The sequence below is a fragment of the Mycetohabitans endofungorum genome (assembly GCF_037477895.1).
GTDB lineage: Bacteria > Pseudomonadota > Gammaproteobacteria > Burkholderiales > Burkholderiaceae > Mycetohabitans.
Window position 1 is genome coordinate 2,083,961 of record NZ_CP132744.1, and the last position, 24,712, is coordinate 2,108,672.

The window sequence follows — 24,712 nt, forward strand, 5'->3', positions numbered from 1 at the left end:
GGCCCGTGCCGATCTCAACGCGTTCGGACGGCGCACGCACGTGCCTAAGCCAGCTTGTACCGGTTGCGCGCCGCCTCGCTGCGGTACAGGACCAGCGTCGCAATCAGGCCGCACAGTGCAGCGGCCGACATCCACAGACCCGGCGCCGCCTTGTTGCCGGTCTCATGGATCAGGTAAGTCGAGATCGCCGGCGTGAAGCCGCCGATAGTCGTGGCCAGGCTGTACGCGAGCGAAAACCCGGCGGTACGGACGTCAGCGGGCATCACTTCGGTCAAGCCGGCCACCATTGCGCCGTTATAGCATGCGTAGATGAACGAGAGCCACAGCTGCACCGCCAGCAACCGCTCGAACGATGGATGCGCGACCAGCCATTGCATCGCCGGATACACGCTCACCAGTGCGACCAGCGTGAACGCGACCAGGACTGCGCGGCGCCCGATCCGGTCCGACAGCGCGCCACTGACCGGCAGCCAGAATAAGTTCGACAGGCCGATGCAAATCGTCACCAAGAGCGTATCCACAGCGGACAGCTTGAGCACCTCCTTACCGAAGGTGGGTGTGTACGCGGTGATCAGATAAAAAGACACCGTGGTCATGATGACCAGGCCCATGCCTGCGATCACCGTGCGCCAGTTTGCGACCATCGATGCGAAGATCTCGCCCATCGTCGGGCGATGCTTGCGCGCCAGAAACTCGTCCGTCTCCGTCAGCGATCGCCGGATCAGAAACAGAAACGGAACGATCAGGCAACCAACCAGGAAGGGGATCCGCCATCCCCACTCCCCCATTTGGTCGGCCGGCAACACGCGGTTCAGGATCACGCCGAGCAACGCGGCGAAGACCACCGCCACCTGCTGGCTGCCCGACTGCCACGCGCAGTAGAAACCCCTGCGCCCCTTGGTCGCGATCTCCGCCAGATAGACCGATACGCCACCGAGCTCGACCCCGGCGGAGAAGCCTTGCAGCAGCCTGCCGGCCAGCACCAGCGCCGGTGCGGCAAGCCCGATCGTCGCATAGCCGGGCACGAGCGCCACTGCCGCGGTCCCGACCGCCATCAGCGACAAAGTCAAGAAGAGGCCCTTGCGGCGCCCATGATGGTCGATGTACGCCCCTAACACGATCGCCCCGAGCGGGCGCATTAGGAAGCCGGCGCCGAACACCGACAACGACAGCATCAGCGATGCGAACGCACTGCCGGCCGGAAAGTACGTCTTCGCGATCGCCGACGCATAGTAGCCGTAGACCATGAAGTCGTACATCTCCAGGAAATTGCCGCTGGTCACGCGGAACACGGTACGCGCTTTCGATTCTGACACGGTTGTCGCAGTCATCTGGCCTCCTGAGGGAAAAACGTCGACAGTTAGAAGCGGGTCTCGCGCGCCGCGCGCAGGAATGTATCGAGCAGCGGCGTGCAGCCGAGCAGCTCGGCGCCGCCCGCCCGGTGGAATTCGGGATGCCACTGGACGCCGACGACGAACGGCGAGCGGCGATAGCGCACAGCCTCCACCAGGCCATCGCCAGCCGAAATCGCCTCGACGTTCAGGTCACGCCCGACGGTCCTCACCGCCTGGTGGTGAATCGAGTTGGGATCCTTGGGCGGCGCGCCCGAGGGCACGCCGCCCACCGTTTCGGCCTCGGGTCGCAGCTTGCCGGATAAGGCATCGGCGGCCGCGGATTCAACTAAGCGGGGAGTCGAGGGTTCGCTCATGGTGAATCGTCAGACGTGCAAATCCACACATTCCAGCCAGGGTTCGCGCATTATCCGCCGTTCACTGCGCACGGGCAAACCACGACCTTCATTCGCATACAATGCGTGCACGGCGCGACGTTTTCCATGACGCCGCCACGACCCCACATATTGCTTGCCGGATGGGCTTCGATCATGACAGTTTCCCACACCGCTGATTTCACGCCGCTACCGCCGTTGTCGGCACTTGCCACCGCACTGCAGGCCGGCACGAGCACTAGCCGCGAGTTGGTCGAGACCGCACTCGAGCGGATCGCCGCGCCGCACGGGCAAGGCCGCTCGGTGTTCATTGAGGTGCACGCACAGGCGGCTCGCCAATGCGCGGATGCGCTGGACAAGCTGCGCGCCGCCGGCACAGTGCTGTCGCCGCTGATGGGCGTGCCGGTCTCGATTAAGGACCTGTTCGACGTCGCCGGCCAAGTCACCCGCGCGGGCTCGGTCGTGTTGTCCGACGCGCCGCCCGCCCGCGCCGATGCAAGCACGGTCGCACGGCTGCAGCAAGCCGGCGCGGTCATCATCGGACGCACTAACATGACCGAGTTCGCCTTCTCCGGCCTGGGACTGAACCCCCATTACGGCACGCCGGCCTCGCCATGGCAGCGCACCGCCGGCGATGCCGAACGCCGCATTGCCGGCGGCTCTTCGTCGGGGGCGGCCGCCTGCGTTGCCGACGGGATGGCTGCGGTGGCGCTCGGCACGGACACCGGCGGCTCGGTCCGCATTCCAGCCGCGTTGTGCGGATTGACCGGTTTCAAGCCAACCGCGCGGCGCATTCCGACTGATGGCGTGCTGCCCCTGTCTTCGTCGCTCGACTCAGTCGGCCCCATCGGCTCGTCGGTCGCCTGCTGCGCCGTCACCGACCGGATCCTGGCCGGCCTGCCGCCTGTCGTGTCGCTGGCGCGGCCAATCGAAGGCGTGCGGCTCGGCGCGCTGACCCACCTAATGCTCGACGACATGGACCTGAGCGTGGCGCGCGCCTATGACGACGCCCTTCAGCACCTTTCGGCAGCCGGCGCGCGGGTCAGCGAGCTGCGTTTCGCGCCGCTCGAGCGCCTCGCGCACGTCAACCGGCTGAGCCTGCCATCAATCGAGTCGTTCGCATGGCACCGCAAGCTGATCGAAAACCGTGCCAGCGACTACGATCCGCGCGTGCTGGCACGTATCCGCAAGGGCGAGCGCGCTAGCGCGGCCGACTATATCGAGTTGCTGCGCGAGCGAGCCGACATCATCGCGCAGGCCGAGCCGCTATGGCACAGCTTTGATGCCATTGTCTATCCGACCGTGCCCATCGTGCCACCGCGCATCGCGGAACTGCAAGCGGATGACGCTGTCTATGCGCGCGTCAACGCAACGATACTGCGCAACCCGAGCATGATCAATTACCTCGACGGCTGCGCGCTGTCGTTGCCGTGCTCGCGTCACGGCGAAGCGCCGGTCGGCTTGACGCTGGCCTCGGGCACTGGTCGCGACACTGCGCTGCTCATGCTGGGCCGCGCGGTCGAAGCCGTGCTCGCACCGCTGCGATGACCGCATGCTGGCTTGTCCGACGCGTCCCGACGCGTCCTCACTGAGTAAAACACTATGAATGATTTGTTGAGAATGCGCCGTGAGCGACGCCTGCTGGTCCTGCTGGGACTGGTCTGCATCGCCCTGATCAGCGGCGCGTTGTATCTACAGTATTTCAAGCATGAAGCTCCGTGCCCATTGTGCATCATCCAGCGTTACTGCTTCTTGTTGATCGCTGTATTCGCGTTCATCGGCGCGACGCTGCGGGGATGGCGCGGCATCGCGGTATTGGAGACACTGATCGTCGTTGCGGCGGCCGGCGGGATGGCCGCCGCGATCCAGCATATCGAGGTCCAAGCCAATCCGTCGTTCAATTGTGGCTTCGACGCACTCGAGCCGATCGTCGATGCACTGCCACTCGCCAAGCTGTGGCCTGGCGCATTCAAGGTCGCGGGACTGTGCGAAATACCGTATCCGCCGATCCTCGGACTGAGCCTGCCGCAATGGGGACTGATCGCGTTCGGCCTCATGTTCGTGCTCGTATCGCGCAGCCTGTGGCGTACACGCAAACTACGCGCCTGGCACCAAGCATGAGGCGCGACGCGTGAGGCCTGATGCTGCGCGATGCCCCCCGGCCATCACCCGTCATCGCCCCATACGCCGCCCCGGAAGCCCTTTCATCGGCTGCTTTGCCCGTGCCTGCGCGCGACGGACGACACGACCCCACACGGAGCGATCCACAAGGCACCACCGATGGCCTAACCTTGCGTCTGATCGAGAATGACGCACAACTGGGCGCTGGATCAAGCTGCTCGCCGAGTACAATCTGGAGCGCGGCAACTACACGTATTTCGGCATGATCGGATCGAGGACGAAGCGCATGCCATTCGAGTATCGACTGGCGGCGCTCGGCATCGACCTTACCCTATTGGCTCGGATGATGTACCCAATCGGCACCGAGGGCCTTGCAAGCCAGGCACCCGCCTCCATTGCGATCGCCGTAGCGGCACAACTGTTGCGTGTGGTAGAACAACGCCATCCCCACACGATGTCACCGTCGCCATGAACCCGATCCTCGCTGACAAGATCGCGCACGCGCCGAAAGCGGAGCTGCATATCCATATCGAGGGCTCGCTGGAGCCAGAATTGATTTTCGAATTGGCCCGCCGCAACGGCGTTGCGCTGCCGTACCCGACAGTCCAGGCGCTGCGCGACGCGTACGCGTTCACCGACCTGCAGTCGTTTCTGGATATTTACTACGCCGGCGCAAGCGTACTGCTGCACGAACAAGACTTCTACGACATGACCACGGCGTACGTCGAACGCGCAATGGCCGATCACGTCGTCCATGCGGAAATCTTCTTCGACCCACAGACTCATATCGAACGTGGCGTGTCAATCGAGACCATGGTAGCCGGCATGGAGCAGGCGCTGGCAAAGGCCGAGGCGCGGGGATTTTCCAGCAAGCTGATCCCGTGCTTTCTGCGCCATCTGCCGGAAGAACATGCGTTGCAGACGTTTGATGCCGCGCTGCCGATGTTCGAGCGGTATGGGCACAGGCTGATCGGTGTCGGCCTGGATTCGTCCGAGTACGGTCATCCCCCGTCCAAGTTCGCGCGTGTGTTCGCCCTCGCGAAGGAGCGAGGCCTGAAGTTGGTCGCCCACGCGGGTGAAGAGGGGCCGCCGGCATACGTCGTCGAGGCGCTCGACGTACTGGACGTGCATCGCGTCGACCACGGCGTGCGCAGCATCGAGGACGCGGCATTGGTCGCGCGGTTGGCGGACGCGCGCGTTGCGCTGACCGTCTGCCCGCTGTCGAACCTAAAGCTGTGCGTCGTCAACGACATGACCGAGCATACGCTGAAGCGGCTGCTCGATGCCGACGTGATGGTGACGATCAATTCTGACGATCCCGCTTATTTCGGGGGCTACATCAACCAGAATTACCTGGCGATCGCCGATGCGCTGAAGCTGACCGACGACGAGTTGTACAAGATCATCCGCAATGGATTCGAGGCATCGTTCGTCACCGATGCGCAACGCGCCGCCTATCTGTCATTACTGGACGCGTACTGGCATGCGCCGCAAGCCATGCCATAAAGCACTAAAGCGAACTTAGGAGAAACAAGCCATGGAAAATCAACGCGGCGCGGCAGCCAACGCTTCGCTGCCGGAGCGGTTCTTTAGCGTGCGCGAGAGCGGTTCGAGCGTGCGCACCGAGGTGCTGGCCGGCATCACGACGTTTTTGACGTCAATGTACATCATCGTAGTCAATCCCGCCATCCTGTCACAGGCGGGTATCCCGTTTCCGGCAGCGCTCAGCGCCACCGTGCTGGTCAGCTTCGCCGGCAGTTGCGCGATGGGCTTGTACGCGCGCAACCCGGTGCTAGTCGCGCCCGGCATGGGAATGAATGCGCTATTTGCGTTCGTCATGGTGCACGCAGGCAACATGCCGTGGCAAACGGCACTGGGCTGCGTGTTCTGGTCGGGCGTGATCTTCGCGGTGCTGGCCGCCTTCAACGTGCGTCAGCTAGTGGTCGACGCAATCCCGGCCAATCTGCGGCACGCGCTGTCGTGTGGCATCGGTCTGTTCATCTCGCTGATCGGGCTGGTCAATGCAAAATTCGTGGTCTCCGATCCGGTGACCATCGTGCGTGCCGCGTCGCTGAACCCGGTCATCGTCACGTTCCTCGCCGGCCTGGCAATCACCACGGTGCTGGTAGCGCGTCGCATCACCGGTGCGCTGATGATCGGCATTGTCGTCACGACGATCCTGGCGATCCCGATCGGACGCCTGTGGGGCGACGGCAGCGCGTACTGGCCGGTGGCGATGGCCACGCCCACGCTGGTGAACTGGAACGGCCTGGTCGCGGCGCCGGACTTCTCCGCGCTGTTTCAACTTGACCTGGTCGGGGCGCTGAAGGTCGCATACTGGCCGTTTATCTTCGTGATGCTGTTCACTTCGTTTTTCGATGCGTTGTCCACCTTCATGGCCGTGTCCAACGCCGGCAACCTGCTAGATGCCGATGGCAACCCGCGCAACATCCGACAATCGATGATCGTTGACGCGTTCTCGGCATTGGTGTCCGCGCCACTGGGCACGTCGCCGGCCAACGCCTACATCGAGTCGGCTGCGGGCATTTCTGCAGGCGGACGCACCGGGCTAGTCGCGGTGGTCGCCGCGGTGTGCTTCCTGCCGTTTCTGTTCCTCTCCCCGCTGCTATCGCTGGTGCCGGCAATTGCCACCGCCCCGGCGCTCGTGCTGGTCGGCGTGTTCATGATGGAGCCGATTACGCGGATCGAATGGCACCGCTTCGATGAGGCGATACCCGCGTTCATCGCGATGATCCTGATCCCGCTCACGTACTCCATTACCGCTGGCATCGCGTATGGCTTTCTGGCCTTTGTCGTACTGAAGCTGTTCGTCGGCCGGGCCCGCGAGGTCAAGCCAGCCATGTGGACGGCCGCGGCGCTGTCGGGGCTGCTGCTGGCCCAACTCTGAGCGCGGCCCGAGCCCGCGATCCGGCTATAATCGCGTCCCATTGGGGAGTAGCCGCCCTGCACGCGATGCGCAGAGGCATCCGTCAACATACTTGGCCCGCGCGACGTGGGCGGCCATGGCGGGTGCAGCCTCAGGCCTGGCAAGACCGGTGATCCACGAACTGCCGGAACAGGCCGGGCAGCGCGTGAATCGTCGTTCGCGCATCCACGGCCTGCGGATAACCTCATTGATGACCGAAGCTTTCCTCATTTCTGCCGGCGGCGTCGCACTCGCCGAGATCGGCGACAAGACACAACTGCTGTCCCTCGTGCTCGCCGCCCGCTATCGCAAGCCCTGGCCGATCGTATTCGGCGTGCTGGCCGCCACGCTGGCGAACCATGCCGGCGCCGGCGCGCTCGGCCAATGGCTGTCGTCGCTGCTCACTCCCGGCGCGATGCGCTGGGCGCTCGCGCTGTCGTTCATCGCAATGGGCGCGTGGGTGCTGGTGCCAGATAGATTGCGCATCGAAGACGCGCGGCCCGCGCGGACCCGGCTGGGCATCTTCGGCACGACGGTGCTGACGTTTTTGATCGCGGAAATGGGCGACAAGACGCAGATTGCGACAATCGCATTGGCCGCGCGATTCCACGATCTGCCCAGCGTGGTCATCGGCACCACGCTGGGCATGATGCTTGCCAACGTACCAGCGATTTTTCTGGGCGAGCGTTTTGCCCATCGGTTACCCACCACCGCGGTGCGGGCGATGGCCGCGGTCATGTTCATCGTGCTCGGCGTGCTGGCCCTGTGCGGCGTCGGCCTCGGCAGTCAATGACCCCGTTGAGCCGCACGCGCTCCACGCTTGGCGCTCAGCGCCCCGCGCTCGGTGACGCATCCGGGGCTGGCTGCTCGTCGCGCCTCGGCGAAGCCGCCGGAACATCGTCGCGCATCGGCGACGCGGCCGGAGCAGCCTTCTCGTTGAACGACGGCGGCGCGCCGCCCACCGCCTGTCCGTGCAATTCGGCGGGCAGGCGCACCTGCCGAGTCGTGCCGTTCTGCAATGGGAAGTCTGCCAGCGCGCTGCGTATCAGGTAGGGCATAGCGAGCGGCAACGACTGGCGCGCGGTCGGCGTCGTCGCAGTGACCTTGTATCGCTCCTTGCCGCTCGAGCGCTCCGTCATGCGGATCGTCAGGCTCTGCACGAACACGGGTAATGCCGTATCGACGTAGGCCGGCATCATGCCGAACGGCCACCACGGGCCCGGTCGTCCCCATCCCGGCCACCATGGATCGGTATAGACCGGTTGCTGCACGACAATGCTGCCGGCATGCGTGCCATAGGCCAGTTCGACGTCATAGTGGGCGCTGGTCGGCGCCACCTGTCGAAAATGGTAGTGCGACAACTCGTCAGCGAGCTGCGCCTCATAGGTGCACTGCTCGATGCTGTTCTGCTGCTGCGCATCGCGCTTGAATGCAAAAGTGCGGTCGCGGTCCGAGGCGCTGGTGCTCCACGCATTGAACGCGATCACGTCCGAAGTCACATAGCTGGCGCACCCCGACAGCACCAGCATCGCAAGCGAGCCGGCCGCCCATTGGCGCCCACGTGTCACGTGCTGCAACAATCGTCTGAACATCATGGTTTTCCTTGGATTTGGCCTTCGTACCGGCCGCCCGGCGAAACGCCCGCGACGCAAGACCATTATCTATTTTGTACAATCGTCGGATCAACATAGCCACGGCCTCGCCGCGGTCACTTGAAACGTTAGACACCGGATCGCGCCATTCTTTCCCGACGCGGCGCGTGACGCCGTGCGACGGCGTGGCCCGGGTCCATTGCCATTGAACCACCTTTCGACGGATACGCCATGTCCAAGCCTGCTGAAGCCACCGTCATCCGCCGTGCAGATTACACGCCGCCCGCGTTTTTGATCGACACCGTGGAACTCGAATTCGATCTCGTGCCAGAACGCACGCTGGTGCGCAGCACACTACGCGTGCGGCGCAATCCGCAGGCCGGCGACGCTGCCGCCGACCTCGAATTGGCCGGGGAAGCATTGGAGCTGCTGTCATTGACCGTCGATGCCCGCGCGCACGATGCAGTCACAGTGCACGATGGCGGTCTCGTCGTGTCGAACGTGCCGGAGGCGTTCGAACTGGTGATCGAAAACGCGTGCCGCCCCGCCGACAACACGACGTTGTCGGGCCTTTATGTCTCCAACGGCAATTTTTTCACCCAATGCGAAGCCGAGGGCTTTCGTCGCATCACGTACTTCCTGGACCGTCCCGACGTGATGGCGACCTACCGCGTCACACTACGTGCTGACCAAGCCGCTTATCCGGTACTGTTGTCCAACGGCAATCTGGTGGACAGCGGCACGCTGCCGCACGGCCGGCATTATGCGAAGTGGGAGGACCCGTTCCGCAAGCCGAGTTACTTGTTCGCGCTGGTCGCCGGCAAGCTCGTTGCCCGCGAACAAACAATGAAGACGCGCTCGGGCAAAGAAAAGCTGCTGCAAGTATGGGTCGAGCCACATGACCTGGACAAGACCGGTCATGCGCTCGATTCGCTGGTGCGCGCGATTCGCTGGGACGAGCAGCGCTTCGGGCTCGAACTGGATCTGGACCGCTTCATGATTGTCGCCGTCGGCGATTTCAACATGGGCGCAATGGAGAACAAGGGACTCAACATCTTCAATACGAAGTACGTGCTTGCGAACGCGCAGAGCGCGACCGACATTGACTTCGCAAACATCGAATCGGTTGTCGGGCATGAGTACTTCCATAATTGGACCGGCAATCGCGTGACCTGCCGTGACTGGTTCCAGCTCAGCCTCAAGGAAGGGCTCACGGTGTTCCGCGACCAGGAGTTCTCCGCCGACATGGCGGGCGGCACCACCGATCCGGCTGCCGCCGCAGTCAAGCGCATTGATGACGTACGTATGCTGCGGCAGATGCAGTTTGCCGAGGATGCCGGTCCGATGGCGCATCCAGTGCGACCGGAAAGCTATGTTGAGATCAATAACTTCTACACGGTCACCGTCTACGAGAAAGGGGCGGAAGTCGTGCGGATGTACCAGACGCTGTTCGGGCGCGACGGCTTGCGCCGAGGCATGGACCTGTATTTCGAACGGCATGATGGCCAGGCAGTGACCTGTGATGATTTTCGCGCTGCGATGGCTGACGCGAACCACCGGGATTTGGCCCAGTTCGAGCGCTGGTACAGCCAGGCCGGCACGCCCCGTGTGGCGGTGCGCACCGCGTATGATCCGGTGGCCCGCACCTTTACCTTGACGCTGACGCAGCACTATGGGGAATCGTCGCCACATGTGGCGCAAACGCAAAAGGGACCGCTGCTGATCCCCTTCGCGCTCGGCCTGGTCGACACGCAAGGGCGCGACATGCCGCTACGCCTGCAAGGTGAACCGGCCGAGGCCGGTGCGGCGACCACGCGTGTGCTCGAGCTCACCAGCACACAGCAGTCCTTCACGTTTGTCGACGTCGCCGAGAAGCCACTGCCGTCGCTGTTGCGTAATTTCTCCGCGCCGGTGATCGTCGAATACGACTATACCTACGACGAACTCGCGTTCCTGCTCGCGCATGATAGCGATCCGTTCAACCGTTGGGAGGCTGGGCAGCGCCTGGCCACGCGCGCCTTGCTGTCGCTGGCCACACAGGTGCAGCAGCACATGCCGCTAGAGCTACCGGCGGCATTCATTGCCGCCTTCAGTGCCGTGCTGCGCGACGCCTCGTTGTCGCCGGCATTGCGCGAACAAGCACTGACTCTGCCGTCCGAGACCTATTTGGCCGAGCAAATGAACGAAGCCGATCCGGCCGCCGTCCATCAGGCGCGGCAATTCGTGCGCCGCAGGCTGGCAGCCGCGCTACGCGAGGATTGGCTCGCTGCGTACGACGCATACCGCACGCCAGGCGAGTACGACCCGAACCCGACCGATGCCGGCAAGCGTGCGCTGAAGAACCTGGCGCTACACTACCTTGCAGAACTGGACGATCCGACGGACGCGTTGCGGCTCGCTCGCGCGCAGTTCGACGAGGCCAACAATATGACCGATCGCGCTGCCGCGCTCGCTACGCTGATCACGTTGCACGCGAACGCGCCCGCCCAAGCGCAAGCTGCAGCGCAAGCCGCGCTCGACGCGTTCTACCGCCGCCACGAGGACGACGCGCTAGTGATCGACAAGTGGTTCGCGCTCCAGGCTCAGCAACGCAGCGGCACAGGCCGACGCACGCTCGATACGGTGCGTGAGCTGATGCGGCACCCGGCCTTCAACCTGAAGAATCCGAACCGGGCGCGTGCGCTGATCTTCAACTTCTGCGCGGCCAACCCGGAACAATTCCATTTGCCGGATGGCTCCGGCTACGCGTTCTGGGCCGAGCAGGTCATCGCGCTCGACGCCATCAATCCGCAGGTTGCCGCCCGCTTGACCCGCTCATTGGAACGCTGGCGTAAGTTCGTGCCGGCGCTGCGCGAGCCGATGCGCGCGGCGCTGGAAAAGGTCGCCACTCATGCAAGTTCGAAGGACGTGCGCGAGATCGTCGGCAAGGCGCTGGCATAGCCTTTGCTTAACGCGTCGGCGGGCAGTGTCGCCAACGCCAACGCTCACGCCGATGCGGTGCAGTGATGGTCAGCGCGGCAGACGGACGGGCTGTCGCGCAACGCCGCCCGCGCCGTGCGAGCCGCCGCGACGAGGTTGGACAACACCGTCTGCACGCAGTGCCAATCGGCCGCTGTCGACCCGCAATCCGCGCTCACCCACAAGCGCGGCGCCGGGATACGCGTGAGCGCGGCGTCGATCGCCGCGAGCATCTGCGCGTTGTGCGGCGCGCACGCCACATGAACGCCATCGATGCCGGTTCCGATTGCGCACGGAGACGGCAAGGCCGCCAATGCGTCGAGCCGGGCCCTCACGGCACGCCCGGTGCCGGACAGGATCACATCGGCATCCAGCGCGGCGATCGCTGGCAGCATGTCATCGAGCGCGGCATCGCCCAGATGGACGTGAATCTGCGTGTCGTTCGCCGCGCCGCCGGTAGCCACTTGGAACGCACGCACCACCCAGTCCAGATAGGCGTCGCGCTCGGCCTGCCGGAGCGGCAAGCCCTCGCCCAGCACCGGCTCGTCGATCTGGATGATGCCGATTCCTGCGGCCTGGAGCGCGGCGACCTCGGCCCGCAACACGAGCGCGACCTGCAGCGCGGTCATGGCGCGCGGCTGGTCGTCACGCACGAACGCGCGTTGCAGCATCGTCGCCGGGCCGGTCAGCATACCCTTGACGGGCTTGTCGGTCAGCGACTGGGCATACGCCACCCACCCCACGGTCAACGGCTCGGGCGCATAAACATCGCCGTAGATCAATGCAGGCTTGACGCAACGGCAGCCGTCCACTTGCACCCAGCCGCTGTCGGTGACGGCCATGCCCCACAGCTGTTCGGCGAAATACTCGACCGGTTCATCGCGCTCGGCTTCGCCGTGTACGAGCACGTCCAGACCCAGCGCGTGTTGGCGCTCAACCGCATGACGGATTTCGGCGCGCATCGCTTCCAGATAATCGAAATGGGTCAACTCGCATTGTCGGTAGGCGGCACATGCGGCGCGGATCGCGTCGGTCCGCGGCAATGGGCCGAGCACCGTGGTCGGCAACACGGGAAGATTGAAGCGCGCGCGCTGGGCAGATTCCCGCACCGCATAAGGGGCAGCGCGCCGCGTGTGTGCGGGCTCCAGCCGCGCGACATCGCGCTGCACCAGCGCATGATGGACCCGTGCCGACGTGCGGCGCGTGTGCAGCGCCGCCGCACAAGCATCGAGCGCGTGCGCGATGTGCGGCGCGGTGCGCCCGGCCGTGACCGCGTCCCGCAGCAGCGCGATCTCGGTGGTCTTTTGCACTGCGAACGCCATCCAGCTGCGCAACGCATCGTCCAAGCGGGTCTGCTGCGCAAGGTCCAACGGCACGTGCAGCAACGAGCAGCTGGACGCGACCCAGACATTGTCGCCCAACCGCGCATGCACCTGCTCGAGTAGGTGCAGTGATGCGGCCAGGTCGTTGCGCCACACATTGTCCCCGTCCACGATGCCACACGATAGTATCTTGTCGCGCGGCCATTGCTCGGTGAAGGCGGACAACTGCTGCGGCGCGCGTACCAAATCCAGATGCACGCCATCCACCGCCGACGCCTTCAGCCACGATGCATGGCCGCTGACATCGCCAAAGTACGTCGCGAGCAGGATGCGCGGCGCGCCGCCGCTAAGCTGTTGATAGGTGTGTTGCGCGGCATCGCACCACGGTTGCGGCAAGTCCAACGTCAAAACAGGCTCGTCGAGCTGAACCCATTCCACGCCGGCCACCCGTAGCGCGGCAAGCAACTTCTGGTAGGCCGGCAACAGCCGGGGCAGCAGGTCGAGTCGATCCAGTTCCGCGCCGTGCACGTTAGCCAGCCATAGCAGCGTCAATGGGCCGACCAGCACAACCTTAGCGCGATGGCCCCTGTGCTGTGCGTCGCGCAGTTCGTCCAGCAACCAGTCCACACCGCCGTCAAAGCGCGTGGCTGCGTCGAACTCAGGCACCAGGTAGTGATAGCGCGTATCGAACCATTGGCGCGATTTTAGCGGCGGCTGTTGCCCATGGCCGCGTGCCAGCGCCAAGTACTGGGCCAGTGTCAGGTTGCGCGCCTCGAAGCCGAATCGGGCGGGCAGCCCGCCCAGATGCACCAGCGTCGTCAGCACATGGTCGTACCAAGCAAAATCGCCGACTGTCACAAAATCCAGCCCCGCGTCTTGCTGGATGCGCCAATGTTCACGTCGCAGCGCCCGTCCTGTCTCGAGCAGCGCCGCCTGCGCGTGCTCGCCCGCTCCAGCCTGCCAGTACCGCTGCAGCGCGAGCTGTAGTTCGCGCTGCGCGCCGATGCGGGGAAAACCCAGGACATGTGCGGCAATCATCGCGGCCTCCGATTCCAATGTTGCGCAGTATCCATTGCACTGATGTATGATTCAAACGAAATATTTTTTCGATTATCTTTAATTTTTTTCAAGCACGATGATCCGCTCGCCGCTGGAGTTGCGCCACTTGCAAACGCTGATCGCGCTGCGCGAAGCGGGCAACCTATCGCGCGCCGCGCAGTGGCTGTGCCTGACGCAATCCGCGCTGTCGCATCAATTGCGGGCGATCGAGGACCATTTCGGCCTGGCGCTATTCGTGCGCAAGTCTTCGCCGCTGGTCTTCACGCCGGCCGGCAAACGGCTGCTGGTGCTGGCCGACCACGTCGTGCCCGCGGTCGAGGAAGCTGAGCGCGACGTCGCGCGCCTCGCGCAGGGCAGCGGCGGCACGCTACGCATTGCAGTGGAATGCCACACCTGTTTCGATTGGCTGATGCCCGCCATGGACGCCTTCCGGCAGCGCTGGCCCGACGTGGAGTTGGATATCGTGTCCGGCTTCCACGCCGACCCGATTGGACTGCTACATTCGGACCGGGCGGACCTGGCGATCGTCGCCGAGGCCGATCCTGACGAGAACGTCGAGCATCGGGCGCTGTTTCGCTTCCAGATTGTCACGTTGCTCGCGCACGACCACCCGCTCGCCGGCCGTGACGCATTGACGGCCGACGACTTTCGCCACGAGACGCTGATCACCTACCCGGTGCCCGACGACATGCTCGACATCGTGCGCCAAGTGCTCCGGCCCGCTGGCATCGAGCCCAAGCGCCGCACCTCGGAATTGACCGTGGCGATTTTGCAGCTGGTCGCCAGCCGCCGCGGGATTGCCGCGTTGCCGCTATGGGCTGTAGCGACCTATCTCGAAAAGCGCTACGTCGCGGCGCGCACCGTACTGTGTGGGCCGCCGCGAAAGAGCGCGCCACTGTCTGGCGAGCTTTACGCGGCGATGCTGCCCGCGTTCGCCCGGCGGCCGTACGCCGCCGACTTCGTGTCGACGATGCGTGAGACCAGTTTGCTGAATTTGTCTCAAATCGAATTGTTATAGCGCAGGCTCGCCAACGCACCGACGCGCTACACCGCCCATGTAGAATGGCGGCCATGCAAATCGCGGTGCGGTGCTGGCGACGGTGCCCGAAGACAGCGATCGCGCCTCTCGAACAGCGTTTTTCGGAGCTCATCATGGAAGCGACTCGGCCCCTCTCACGCCGCACGACTCTCACCCAGTACCTAATCGAACAACAGCGCGAACACAACAACATCCCGGCGGATCTGCGGCTGCTGATCGAGGTCGTGTCGCGCGCCTGCAAACTCATCAGCTATCACGTCAGCAAAGGTGCGCTGGGTGAGGCACTGGGCAGCGCCGGCAGCGAGAACGTCCAGGGCGAGGTACAGAAAAAGCTCGATATCCTATCCAACGAAATCTTGCTCGAGGCCAACGAGTGGGGCGGCAACCTCGCCGCGATGGCATCGGAGGAAATGGAGAGCATTCATCCGATCCCCACGTTCTTCCCCAAAGGGGAATACCTGCTGCTATTCGATCCGCTCGATGGCTCGTCCAATATCGACGTGAACGTGTCGATCGGCACGATCTTCTCGGTTCTGCGCTGTCCAGATGGCGCCCACCCGACCGAGCAATCCTTCCTGCAAAAGGGCTCTCATCAGGTGGCAGCCGGCTTTGCAGTGTACGGCCCGCAAACAATGCTCGTGCTGACCACGGGCCACGGCGTCAACGGCTTCACGCTCGATCGCGAACTCGGCTCATGGGTACTCACGCATCGCGACCTGCGCATCCCGGTCGACACGCGCGAATATGCAATCAATGCGTCAAACCAGCGCCATTGGTACGCACCGGTGCAACGTTATGTCAGCGAGCTGACGCAGGGCGCAGACGGCCCCCGCAAGACGGACTTCAATATGCGCTGGATCGCCTCGATGGTGGCGGACGTGAACCGTATCCTGCATCGCGGCGGCATCTTCATGTATCCGGCCGATAAGCGCACGCCGAACAAGCCCGGCAAGCTGCGCCTCATGTACGAGGCGAATCCGATGGCGTTCATCGTCGAGCAGGCAGGCGGCGCCGCGACCAACGGCGAAAAGCGCATCCTGGACATTCAACCCAAGAGCCTGCACGAGCGCGTCGCCGTGTTTCTCGGCTCCAAGAATGAAGTTGACCGCGTAACGCGGTACCACCTCGAGGGCTGAATATGGAATGCGAGTGCCCTGACACCAGATGGTGCTCAGAGCGCTGACGCCGGGGTGGCGACACAGGCAGCGTTAACGTTGCGCTGACACATGCTGACCCAGAGGTGTCGCGGACACAGGGGTTGCCAACCCGCGCCGTCCACTCTTATAATCTCGCTTCTGTTGCCGGTGTAGCTCAGTTGGTAGAGCAGCGCATTCGTAATGCGAAGGTCGGAAGTTCGAGTCTTCTCTCCGGCACCATGGATTCAGCCCGCAAAGCCTATGTTTTGCGGGCTTTTTGTTGTGCTCTTCGCGTGGCCGCGCACCGCCCTCGGCGGACAGGACGCGTCGCCGCCTACTCATCCTAACGCCGTGCGCATGCGACACCTCGTCTGCATGCCGCACACCGCCAGCATGACCGTCCGTTGTCGGCTGCCGTTGTGATGCGCTCACTCGTCTCGCAGCACCCACGGCGTCAATGTCTGGCGCCGATGTTCGGCCGAAGGCCTCGGTACGGTAGCGTCCAGTCAACCGCCCACAAATAGCCCACAATGGATTATTCGCTGGACGAAACATGGCGCGTTGTCACACTGTTTCCTTGTTTGATGCAATGCACGCGGATATTTTCCCAACGCATTGTTTCCGATTGGACTATTGTGCTGTTATAGCAACAGAAGGGAGAGAAAAACGCGTCGTGGCCACGTGACACTAGCACACGATCGGACCCGAGGCGGATAATCGATTCGCAACAAGGAGAGTCACCATGGAAACCAAACCCACCAAGATTCCGTCGCCAGACAAGGTCGCTAGCCCAGACCCGGAACCGGTGGGCGTCGAGTTTCTCGCAGACCTGCCCGAGCACGTCCGCGCATTCTTTGACGAACAACGCAAGTCCGGCACCACGCAGTGAGGACGCGATACGCGCGTCGTTTCTTGTCGTGTCGGCGCGACTCAGCTGCCCGCGCGTAAGCCCTACCTGCGTCCAATGGGGTCAGATTGCCCGGTCCGGCCAGTCCGCGTGGCCAGGGCACTGGCCGACTGGAAAATGACGACGGTCTATGACGCATCGCGCTTCGCAGCGCTGCGCACCGCGGTGCCCCATCTATGCGCTAATGACGGCGTCGGCGCGGTAGGGTAGGCAGTATCTGACGGCGCCAGCTGGCCGTGGCGGCTGGCGGCCGGCGCCACGTCCGCGAGCCGCTCCACGACCAGCCCACCCCGTGCCAACCGCTGCGCAAGGATCTGGGCAATGGCTGCATTGAAGGCCGGTTCCACGACGCCCAGTAGGCCGGGCTGAGCCGTCACGGCCTGTGCGGGCTGGACAATATCGCACGCGTCGCGGCACGCCGCGCTGGACTGCCGATGTGCATGGAGCAACGCGCGCGCGCAATCCAAGTCGGCGGCGGACCCGAGATATTGCCACGCGTCCAACAGATGGACTCCCTGCGCCCCACAATCGTGGCCTGACCGCTCGATCAGTGCGACAGGTCCGCCGTAGGGCCACGGCATGGCGCCGCGCGTTGGCTGCACCGTTGCCGCCACACGACGACCGAGTCTCGGGCGCAGCACAGCACTCCAATGCGCATCCGCCAGCAACAGCCCGACCTCGCCCACCACCGGATAGACGCGCACCTCATGCACGCGCGCGGCCAGTTGCGCGTCGCGGCTCGAGCGGCGCTCGCCAAACAACTGCGTGCGCACGCGTTGCCGCAGCTTGGCGCTCTTGCCTACATACAACGGCACACCATCGCTGTCGAACAGCGCATAGACGCCCGAACCGGCCGGCAACACATCGGTCATCGCGTCGGCCCCGCCCCCGCGAATCAAGCGGCTCAACGCTGCATCGATGACGGAGCGTGGATGCAGGGCATGGACGCGCTGCCAAAACTGCCACACCAGATCGGCATCGGCCAACGCCCGATGCCGACCACACACGGTCAAGTCCAGCCGCTGCGCGAGTGCGTCGAGCCCGTGCCGGCTTTCGCGCGGAAACAGTGCGCGGGATAGCCGCACTGTGCACAGTACGTCGGGATCGAAGCGGATGCCGATCCGATCGAACGCTTTCTTCAGGAAACCGTGATCGAAGCGCGCGTTGTGCGCGACAAACAACTTGCCATCGAGTCGGCGCGCGAGTTCAGCGGCAAGCGCATCAAATGTCGGTGCGCCGCGGACCATCGCGTCCGTGATACCGGTCAACTGCTGCACAAATAGCGGGATTGGCTGCAGCGGATCGACTAGCGTGCTCCAGTGGCGAACGCCATCACGGTCAACTTCGATCACGCCCACCTCCGTGATGCGGTCGACTCCAGGGCGCCCGCCCGTCGTCTCCAGATCCACAAACGCGAGTGGTCGTGCATCGGCATCGTGGATCAGGCTGGCGAGGTCGGTCATGGCAACGCAACAATGGCATAAAAAGCGCAAACGCGCACATTGTCGCCCAAAATGACCGGCTCCGCGCGCGTCGTTGCGCGGCGCACGGCGGGGAAAAGGAAAAGCCCCGACGCGCGGGGCTTTGAGCTGCCGCCGACATTGGTCAGGGCATCAGATCCCGGATCGGGCGCCGCGTCACAACGGCCGGATGTTCGCCGCTTGCTTGCCCTTCGGGCCAGTCTTCACTTCGAACGATACGCGCTGGCTTTCCTTCAGCGACTTAAACCCATCCGAGCGGATTTCGGAGAAGTGTGCGAACAGATCCTCGCCACCCGAATCCGCAGTGATAAAGCCGTAGCCTTTAGCATCGTTAAACCATTTGACGATACCCGTTTCCATAAATCGTGCTTCCCCTCAAGTGTTGACGTAACAAACTTCAGTTCATCTGCAGAAAATCATGAAACAAAGGTTCCCACGTTATGCGGCAACCTCGCATCCTGAAAATCCAGCGGTATTGTTATAAATAGAAACAGGACTGTACGTCAAGCAGAAAATATGTTGTCTAGCGACTGTCAAGGTTTTATCAATCCCCCGGGAAGCCTACCCAGTGGGCCGCAGCAGCCCGATCGGCAAAGCGTTCAACCCTGTCATTCAGCTTCCCTTATCCGAATTAAACAAGTCGTTTTTACTTGAATCGCGATATTCAATTATGAAATGACAGAAATTTTTACCGCTCACCTGCAACAAATTGTAAGTGTTTATGCTGATTCTATTCCGAAGCGGTTTGTGCGACTATTTACGGGAACGATTCGATGTAGCAAGAGGCAATATGATGCTGACGCCACTTAAGCACCTTTTCGGCTGGCTACGGCATGATTCTCGCCATGCTGCAGATCGGACCAGCCCTGTGCCAATCACCGCGCCCGACCCTGCGGGCTTGACCCACTTCGATATGGTTTGGCACAGCAATCACTGGCAAAACCTGTTGTCGGCACCGCTAATGGATGCACGTCATTACGTGATCGAGGATTGGATGCCAACGACTGGACATTGCACCGCTCAGCGGGTGCCTAGCGCCGTCTCGCCTCACCGCCCACTGGAATAAGTCGACGGCATCGATGCTGGCTCCGACATCGATGTCGGCTCGTTGGCTTGCACACCACCCGCGGCGTCCCAGCCACCAGTGCAATGGTGCGTCAGTGCGATGGGCGACGGCGCAAAAAAAGCGCGATCAAGACGACCGCGCTGATAAGGTTTGGAGATCTTTTCCCGAAGAAAAAGCTGCTAGGGGAAAGCAGTGATTGCAGTATAGCCAAATCGGCGCATCCCATCGTTAATCAATTCGACAATCCTTTATTGTGGTTGCCGAAACAATGGACGCGACACATTGATTGCCCACTGGTTCCCTTCATTTAGCTGTCGTACAAACACAACGGCGAGCGCTCGTCCACCATTGTCGAAATCGAATTGAATCGCTGCTCGGCCTTGCTACACAAGGCTTTGCGGGGCGCCACCCATCATTGCGCAGTCGTCAATATATTGTTGCAGAATTCGGAATGTTCGCATCGCGACCTCGTCTTTACACTCTGCCTTTCCAGGAAACAGGTGCGTCATCTGGCTAATCGTTTCAATGCCGCACCACTTGAAATACATGCTGCCAACTCACCGGCGGCCTCGTTTCCTCAAAGCTTGGGTAAGATTTCCCATACGTATTTGGAGTTCACACAGATGAAAAAGACTCTCATGGTTGCAGCCCTGTCGGGCATGTTCACGACGGCTGCCCACGCGCAGAGCAGCGTGACGCTGTATGGCTTGATCGACGCCGGTATCACGTACACGAACAGCCAAGACGGTCGCTCGAACTGGCAGGAAACCAGCGGCTCGGTGAACGGCAGCCGTTGGGGCCTGCGTGGCGCTGAAGACCTGGGTGGTGGTTTGAAGGCGATCTTCACGCTGGAAAATGGTTTCAGCATCGGCAATGGCGGGGCAAGCCAAGGAGGCCGCCTGTTCGGCCGCCAAGCCTTTGTCGGTCTCGCGTCGGACCAGTACGGCGCCGTCACGCTCGGCCGCCAATATGATTCCGTCGTTGACTACCTCGGCCCGCTGGCACTGACTGGCACGCAATACGGCGGCACGCAGTTCGCGCACCCGTTCGACAACGACAACCTGGACAACTCGTTCCGCGTCAACAACTCGGTGAAGTATCAAAGCCCGAACTTCGACGGCTTCAAGTTTGGCGCGTTGTACGGCTTCTCGAACCAGGCGGGCAACTTTGCGAACAACCGCGCGTACAGCGTCGGCGCATCGTATAACTACGGTCCGTTGAACGTGGCTGCCGCGTACCTGCAGCTGAACAACAGCACACCGAACACTGGTGATCTGTCGTTGGCGTCGTTCAACAAGGGGGGCGCAGTATCGGATGGCATCACAGGTCTTGCCGGTCGCCAACGCACGTGGGGCGCAGGCTTGAACTACGCGTTCGGCCCGGCAACGGCAGGCTTTGTGTTCACGCAAACGAAGCTGAACAACCAATTCGGTGTTGCAAACTCGTCGGACTCATTTGAAGGAGTTGCCAGCAGCGACGTGCGCTTCAACAACTATGAAGTCAACGGCCGCTACAACCTGACGCCAGCATTGAGCGTCGCGGGTGCGTACACGTACACCGACGGCAAGCTGAACGGCGAATCGCCGAAGTGGCATCAATTCAGCCTGCAAACCGCGTACGCGCTGTCCAAGCGGACCGATGTGTACCTGCAGGGTGAGTACCAAAAGGTTGTCCAAAGCAAAACTGGCTTCACCGCGGAAATCAACGGCCTGGCTCCGTCGTCGTTTGACAAGCAAGTCGCTGTGACCGCTGGCCTGCGTCACCGCTTCTAAGCTTAAAGCGGACAGGACGCTAGTTGTCCTGTGCACTAGTCCAAAAGGCGCCTTCGGGCGCCTTTTTTTACGATCTATCACTCTGCCGCGAGCGCTGTCATGACAGCAGCCCGCGAGCGCTCGTGACAGTAGCCCGCGTACAGCGACACCCGCACGCACTCAGTGCGTAGCAGCCGGATAGTGCACGTCGAGAACATCGATTTGCTCAATCCCGCCTGGCGTGTGTAGTGGCACGGTGTCCCCGATCCGCGCTTTCAACAGCGCCCGCGCAATCGGCGAGATCCAACTAACTCGCCCCCGATCCAGATCCACCTCATCGACGCCGACAATGGTGATCCGATTCTCGGTGCCATCGGATGTTGCATAGTGGACTGTTGCACCAAAGAATACCTGGTCAGTGTTTTCCTGCCGGCTGCTGTCAACGACCTCGGCTAAGTCAAGCCGCTTAGTCAGGAAACGGATGCGCCGGTCGATCTGGCGCAAACGCCGCTTGCCATAAATATAGTCGCCGTTTTCAGACCGGTCGCCGTTCGACGCGGCCCACGATACCATGCGCACGACCTCGGGCCGCTCGACGTCGATCAATTGCAGCAACTCGTCCTTCAGGCGGCGGTAACCCTCAGGCGTCGTATAGTTTTTTGCGCCAGTCGGCATTTCCGGTTGCGGCAGGTCGTCGTCTTGCGCCGAATCATCGCTTTCCTTCACAAATGCCTTGTTCATTGTGCGACTCGACTGAAACTATGGAATGTCCTTTTGACTATTATACGAACGAGCAAACGCTTCATGGCCGGCATCCGGCGTCTGCTCATCACCGGCATGCAAAAAAAATCGCGCCAGGGGCTTCACATCTTCAAAGAAGTTGCTATAATTTCACTTCTTCGCGCGGCTGTAGCTCAGTTGGATAGAGTACTTGGCTACGAACCAAGGGGTCGTGGGTTCGAATCCTGCCAGCCGCGCCACTTTTTTAAAAAGGCCTTCCAACCGGAAGGCCTTTTTGCTTTGTGTCACACGAACGGATATCGCGCCGCACGAGAAGCCGTCCAGCGGCAACCCGTAGCACTGGCAGTATGCTGCGAACAGCCGGGGTGTACGAACTCCCGTTACGCGTCAATAGTCACCGCGGTCACGCTCGATGCGCATTCCACCGTCGTGCCGATGGTGGCCGTCGTCGGACGCCCGCTCACGGCCAATCCGGATCACATCGGGATTGGTCCGAGTACGCCGGATCACATTCGCCAAATGGACCCGGTCACTGACCTGAATTAGGAAGCGCAGCGCCATCGATTCTTGGGCCAGATCCTCATCCATCGCCACGTGCACGATATTCGCATCGGCGGCCGTGATATCGGCGGCCACGCGTGCAAAAACGCCACGCGTGTTCTTCACTAGCACCTTGACCGCCACATCGAACAAACGTCCCGGCTGCGGCGCCCACGCGACATCGATCCAGCGGCCGGGATCGCGCCGATGAATACGCTGCGCGACACGGCAATCGGTCGTATGGATCGACATGCCGAGGCCCATTCCAATGTAGCCCATGATGTCGTCGCCGGGAATCGGCCGACAGCAAGGCGACAGTTGCACCGCCATCCCTTCTGTCCCGGTGATCCATACCGGCGGTCCGCCGCTGGCATGAGCCGGCGCATCGGAGCGCGGGTGCTCGTCGGAGTCCCCGTCACGGCCACTAAGCAACAATTCGATCCGCTTGGCGAGCACCGCTGCGATGCGCCGTCCCAACCCGATATCGGCGAATACTTCCTGCTGCGACTTATTGCCAGTCGAGTGCGCGATCTTGTCCCAGATCTCCGGCGTGACTTCAGCAAGTGACAGCCCATACGCCTTGAGCACCTGTTCCACGAGCCGCTCACCGAGTTGCACCGACTCGTTCAAGCGCATCGTCTTCAGATAATGGCGAATCGCCGAACGCGCCTTGCCGGTCCGGACAAACCCCAGCCAAGCCGGGTTCGGCTTCGAGTACGGCGCCGTGATGACCTCGACGATATCGCCACTCTTAAGCTCGGTGCGCAACGGCAACAACTCGTTGTTAATCTTGACGGCAACGCACTGGTTACCCAGATCGCTATGCACTGAATACGCGAAGTCCAGCGCAGTCGCGCCACGCGGCAGCGCCATGATCTTCGATTTGGGCGTGAACACGTAGACCGCGTCTGGAAACAGGTCGATCTTCACGTGCTCGAGGAACTCGCTGGAATCGCCTGCCTCGCTCTGGATGTCGAGCAACGACTTGAGCCACTGGTGCGCCCGCTTTTGCACGTCATTCAGATCCGCGCTGCCGTTCTTGTACATCCAATGTGCCGCAACGCCCGCCTCGGCGATCTCATGCATCTTCAGCGTGCGGATTTGGAACTCGATGGGCGTGCCAAATGGGCCGACCAGCGTGGTATGCAGTGACTGGTATCCGTTGACCTTCGGAATCGCAATGTAGTCCTTGAACTTGCCCGGCACCGGCTTGTACAACGAATGCAATACACCGACCGTCATATAGCATTCTATCGGCGTGTCGACGACCACACGAAAACCGTACACGTCGAGCACCTGCGAAAACGACAACTGCTTGTCGCGCATCTTTCGATAAATGCTGTAAATCGTTTTTTCGCGCCCGGTCACGTCAGCATCGATCTTCGCGTCGGCCAGCGAACGCTGCACCGCCTCGAGGATCTTGCCAACTACCTCTCGCCGGTTGCCGCGCGCCGCCTTGACGGCCTTCTCAAGGGTCGCATACCGGCGCGGATTGAAATTCGCGAAACTTAGCTCCTGTAGCTCACGATACGTGTTGTTGAGGCCGAGCCGATGCGCAATCGGTGCATAAATATCGATCGTCTCGCGCGCCACCCGCCGACGTTTTTCAGGCGGCACCGCACCGAGCGTGCGCATATTGTGCCGCCGGTCAGCAAGCTTGATCAGGATGACGCGCACGTCCCGCGCCATCGCAAGCAACATCTTACGGAAATTCTCCGCCTGCGCCTCCTCGCGGTTGCGGAATTCCATCTTGTCCAACTTGGACAGCCCGTCGACCAGCTCAGCCACCTTCGGCCCGAAACGCTCAGCCAGTTCCGTCTTTGTGACGCCCTGGTCCTCCATCACGTCGTGCAGCAGCGCGGCCATGATCGACTGCGAGTCCAGCTTCCAGCCGGCGCAGATCTCGGCCACTGCCACTGGGTGCGTGATGTACGGCTCGCCGCTTTGCCGGTATTGGCCTAGGTGGGCCTCGTCGCTGAAGTGAAACGCGGCCTTGATCTCCTTGATCTCGGCCGGCGTCATGTATGAGCCCAACTCTTCGGTCAGCTTCGCGATCGATACGACTTCGTGCTTGCGTGGCTGCTCGGGCGTGGCGGTCGGACCGAACAAGTGCCGAAACGATTGTTCGAGCACTGCATCGATGTACGCGCGTGCAGGCGACGTTTTGCTCGCCATGCCAGCGCCGCCCGCAGCGTCCGCGCCGGTCGGCGACGTGGACGGGCGTTTCGTCCCGGCCTGAGGACGCCGTGCCGCGGCCTCGTCATCCGCGCGCGCGGCGCACGACAACGTGGAGGCGTGCGATGGATTGGAACTCATTTGCGCCTCCAGGTGTGTTGCGTTGTGTCGT

18 protein-coding genes, 2 tRNA genes, 1 pseudogene and 1 riboswitch are annotated in these 24,712 nt (G+C 62.4%); of the genes and pseudogenes, 13 read left to right on the forward strand and 8 right to left on the reverse strand.

Annotated elements, in window-relative coordinates; all coding sequences use genetic code 11:
- Positions 1-44 precede the first annotated feature (44 nt).
- A complete protein-coding gene (locus tag RA167_RS09080) occupies positions 45-1,331 on the reverse strand; it encodes an MFS transporter (RefSeq protein ID WP_076785294.1) in 1,287 nt (428 codons plus the stop codon).
- Positions 1,332-1,360: 29 nt separating this feature from the next.
- Positions 1,361-1,588 (reverse strand): annotated as a pseudogene (locus tag RA167_RS09085) (gamma-glutamyl-gamma-aminobutyrate hydrolase family protein); the annotation flags it as partial.
- 294 nt (positions 1,589-1,882) lie between these two features.
- On the opposite strand from RA167_RS09085, the gene RA167_RS09090 reads away from it, so the two are divergent.
- The 6 genes from RA167_RS09090 (at position 1,883) to RA167_RS09115 (ending at position 7,566) form a co-directional block, all read left to right on the forward strand.
- Positions 1,883-3,274, forward strand: a complete 1,392-nt coding sequence (locus tag RA167_RS09090; RefSeq protein ID WP_076787335.1) for an amidase — start codon at positions 1,883-1,885, stop codon at positions 3,272-3,274.
- Positions 3,275-3,328: 54 nt separating this feature from the next.
- Complete coding sequence (locus RA167_RS09095; protein ID WP_076785295.1) at positions 3,329-3,847, forward strand: disulfide bond formation protein B; 519 nt, start codon at positions 3,329-3,331, stop codon at positions 3,845-3,847.
- Positions 3,848-4,109: 262 nt separating this feature from the next.
- Positions 4,110-4,319, forward strand: a complete 210-nt coding sequence (locus RA167_RS09100) for an XdhC family protein (protein ID WP_076785296.1) — start codon at positions 4,110-4,112, stop codon at positions 4,317-4,319.
- Complete coding sequence (locus RA167_RS09105; RefSeq protein WP_076785297.1) at positions 4,316-5,353, forward strand: adenosine deaminase; 1,038 nt, start codon at positions 4,316-4,318, stop codon at positions 5,351-5,353. The genes RA167_RS09100 and RA167_RS09105 overlap by 4 nt, the downstream gene beginning before the upstream one ends.
- 31 nt (positions 5,354-5,384) lie before the next feature.
- Positions 5,385-6,755 carry an NCS2 family permease gene (locus tag RA167_RS09110; protein WP_076785298.1) on the forward strand — a complete coding sequence of 457 codons (1,371 nt, stop codon included), beginning with the start codon at positions 5,385-5,387 and terminating at the stop codon, positions 6,753-6,755.
- Positions 6,756-6,785: 30 nt separating this feature from the next.
- Positions 6,786-6,974: riboswitch (yybP-ykoY riboswitch) on the forward strand.
- A gap of 10 nt (positions 6,975-6,984) precedes the next feature.
- Positions 6,985-7,566, forward strand: a complete 582-nt coding sequence (locus RA167_RS09115; RefSeq protein WP_076787337.1) for a TMEM165/GDT1 family protein — start codon at positions 6,985-6,987, stop codon at positions 7,564-7,566.
- 34 nt (positions 7,567-7,600) lie between these two features.
- Here RA167_RS09115 and RA167_RS09120 read toward each other — a convergent pair whose 3' ends face one another.
- Entirely contained in the window at positions 7,601-8,368 is a 768-nt protein-coding gene (locus RA167_RS09120) for a DUF4136 domain-containing protein (protein WP_237574226.1), read from the reverse strand.
- 228 nt (positions 8,369-8,596) lie between these two features.
- Here RA167_RS09120 and pepN point away from each other — a divergent pair, with 228 nt between their 5' ends.
- Positions 8,597-11,305, forward strand: a complete 2,709-nt coding sequence (pepN, locus tag RA167_RS09125) for an aminopeptidase N (RefSeq protein ID WP_076785299.1) — start codon at positions 8,597-8,599, stop codon at positions 11,303-11,305.
- Between the two features lie 44 nt (positions 11,306-11,349).
- Here pepN and metE read toward each other — a convergent pair whose 3' ends face one another.
- Entirely contained in the window at positions 11,350-13,683 is a 2,334-nt protein-coding gene (gene metE / locus RA167_RS09130; RefSeq protein ID WP_076787341.1) for a 5-methyltetrahydropteroyltriglutamate--homocysteine S-methyltransferase, read from the reverse strand.
- Between the two features lie 97 nt (positions 13,684-13,780).
- On the opposite strand from metE, the gene RA167_RS09135 reads away from it, so the two are divergent.
- The 4 genes from RA167_RS09135 to RA167_RS09150 all read left to right on the forward strand — a co-directional run bounded on the left by RA167_RS09135 (position 13,781) and on the right by RA167_RS09150 (position 16,768).
- Positions 13,781-14,722, forward strand: coding sequence for a LysR family transcriptional regulator (locus RA167_RS09135; protein ID WP_076785300.1), 942 nt, complete (start codon positions 13,781-13,783; stop codon positions 14,720-14,722).
- A 134-nt stretch (positions 14,723-14,856) separates the two neighbouring features.
- The gene (locus tag RA167_RS09140) at positions 14,857-15,879 is read left to right on the forward strand and encodes a class 1 fructose-bisphosphatase (protein ID WP_076787343.1); all 1,023 of its coding nucleotides are present in this window, start codon (positions 14,857-14,859) and stop codon (positions 15,877-15,879) included.
- A 164-nt stretch (positions 15,880-16,043) separates the two neighbouring features.
- Positions 16,044-16,119, forward strand: a tRNA-Thr gene (locus RA167_RS09145).
- A 502-nt stretch (positions 16,120-16,621) separates the two neighbouring features.
- Positions 16,622-16,768, forward strand: a complete 147-nt coding sequence (locus RA167_RS09150) for a hypothetical protein (RefSeq protein ID WP_170872449.1) — start codon at positions 16,622-16,624, stop codon at positions 16,766-16,768.
- A 146-nt stretch (positions 16,769-16,914) separates the two neighbouring features.
- Here the strand turns inward: RA167_RS09150 and RA167_RS09155 are convergent, their stop codons facing one another.
- Complete coding sequence (locus RA167_RS09155) at positions 16,915-18,249, reverse strand: exonuclease domain-containing protein (RefSeq protein ID WP_076785301.1); 1,335 nt, start codon at positions 18,247-18,249, stop codon at positions 16,915-16,917.
- Between the two features lie 174 nt (positions 18,250-18,423).
- Positions 18,424-18,627 (reverse strand): cold-shock protein, encoded by a 204-nt coding sequence (locus tag RA167_RS09160; RefSeq protein ID WP_076785302.1) that lies wholly within the window; start codon positions 18,625-18,627, stop codon positions 18,424-18,426.
- 1,329 nt (positions 18,628-19,956) lie between these two features.
- Between RA167_RS09160 and RA167_RS09170 the strand changes: the two genes are divergently transcribed.
- Complete coding sequence (locus tag RA167_RS09170; protein WP_076785303.1) at positions 19,957-21,105, forward strand: porin; 1,149 nt, start codon at positions 19,957-19,959, stop codon at positions 21,103-21,105.
- 159 nt (positions 21,106-21,264) lie between these two features.
- On the opposite strand, the gene greB is transcribed toward RA167_RS09170, so the two are convergent.
- Positions 21,265-21,825, reverse strand: coding sequence for a transcription elongation factor GreB (greB, locus tag RA167_RS09175; RefSeq protein WP_076785304.1), 561 nt, complete (start codon positions 21,823-21,825; stop codon positions 21,265-21,267).
- Positions 21,826-21,987: 162 nt separating this feature from the next.
- Here greB and RA167_RS09180 point away from each other — a divergent pair.
- Positions 21,988-22,064 (forward strand) — tRNA-Arg (locus RA167_RS09180).
- 148 nt (positions 22,065-22,212) lie between these two features.
- Here the strand turns inward: RA167_RS09180 and RA167_RS09185 are convergent.
- Positions 22,213-24,540 (reverse strand): RelA/SpoT family protein, encoded by a 2,328-nt coding sequence (locus RA167_RS09185; protein WP_076787347.1) that lies wholly within the window; start codon positions 24,538-24,540, stop codon positions 22,213-22,215.
- Between the last annotated feature and the right edge of the window lie 172 nt (positions 24,541-24,712).

Coding starts and splice junctions, on each gene's coding strand:
- metE (WP_076787341.1), bottom strand. CDS start 13,683: ATGATTGCCGCACATGTCCTGGGTTTTCCCCGCATCGGCGCGCAGCGC.
- RA167_RS09105 (WP_076785297.1), top strand. CDS start 4,316: ATGAACCCGATCCTCGCTGACAAGATCGCGCACGCGCCGAAAGCGGAG.
- RA167_RS09135 (WP_076785300.1), top strand. CDS start 13,781: ATGATCCGCTCGCCGCTGGAGTTGCGCCACTTGCAAACGCTGATCGCG.
- pepN (WP_076785299.1), top strand. CDS start 8,597: ATGTCCAAGCCTGCTGAAGCCACCGTCATCCGCCGTGCAGATTACACG.
- RA167_RS09170 (WP_076785303.1), top strand. CDS start 19,957: ATGAAAAAGACTCTCATGGTTGCAGCCCTGTCGGGCATGTTCACGACG.
- RA167_RS09150 (WP_170872449.1), top strand. CDS start 16,622: ATGGAAACCAAACCCACCAAGATTCCGTCGCCAGACAAGGTCGCTAGC.
- RA167_RS09100 (WP_076785296.1), top strand. CDS start 4,110: ATGATCGGATCGAGGACGAAGCGCATGCCATTCGAGTATCGACTGGCG.
- RA167_RS09095 (WP_076785295.1), top strand. CDS start 3,329: ATGAATGATTTGTTGAGAATGCGCCGTGAGCGACGCCTGCTGGTCCTG.
- RA167_RS09080 (WP_076785294.1), bottom strand. CDS start 1,331: ATGACTGCGACAACCGTGTCAGAATCGAAAGCGCGTACCGTGTTCCGC.
- RA167_RS09160 (WP_076785302.1), bottom strand. CDS start 18,627: ATGGAAACGGGTATCGTCAAATGGTTTAACGATGCTAAAGGCTACGGC.
- RA167_RS09155 (WP_076785301.1), bottom strand. CDS start 18,249: ATGACCGACCTCGCCAGCCTGATCCACGATGCCGATGCACGACCACTC.
- RA167_RS09110 (WP_076785298.1), top strand. CDS start 5,385: ATGGAAAATCAACGCGGCGCGGCAGCCAACGCTTCGCTGCCGGAGCGG.
- RA167_RS09120 (WP_237574226.1), bottom strand. CDS start 8,368: ATGATGTTCAGACGATTGTTGCAGCACGTGACACGTGGGCGCCAATGG.
- greB (WP_076785304.1), bottom strand. CDS start 21,825: ATGAACAAGGCATTTGTGAAGGAAAGCGATGATTCGGCGCAAGACGAC.
- RA167_RS09185 (WP_076787347.1), bottom strand. CDS start 24,540: ATGGCGAGCAAAACGTCGCCTGCACGCGCGTACATCGATGCAGTGCTC.
- RA167_RS09115 (WP_076787337.1), top strand. CDS start 6,985: ATGACCGAAGCTTTCCTCATTTCTGCCGGCGGCGTCGCACTCGCCGAG.
- RA167_RS09140 (WP_076787343.1), top strand. CDS start 14,857: ATGGAAGCGACTCGGCCCCTCTCACGCCGCACGACTCTCACCCAGTAC.
- RA167_RS09090 (WP_076787335.1), top strand. CDS start 1,883: ATGACAGTTTCCCACACCGCTGATTTCACGCCGCTACCGCCGTTGTCG.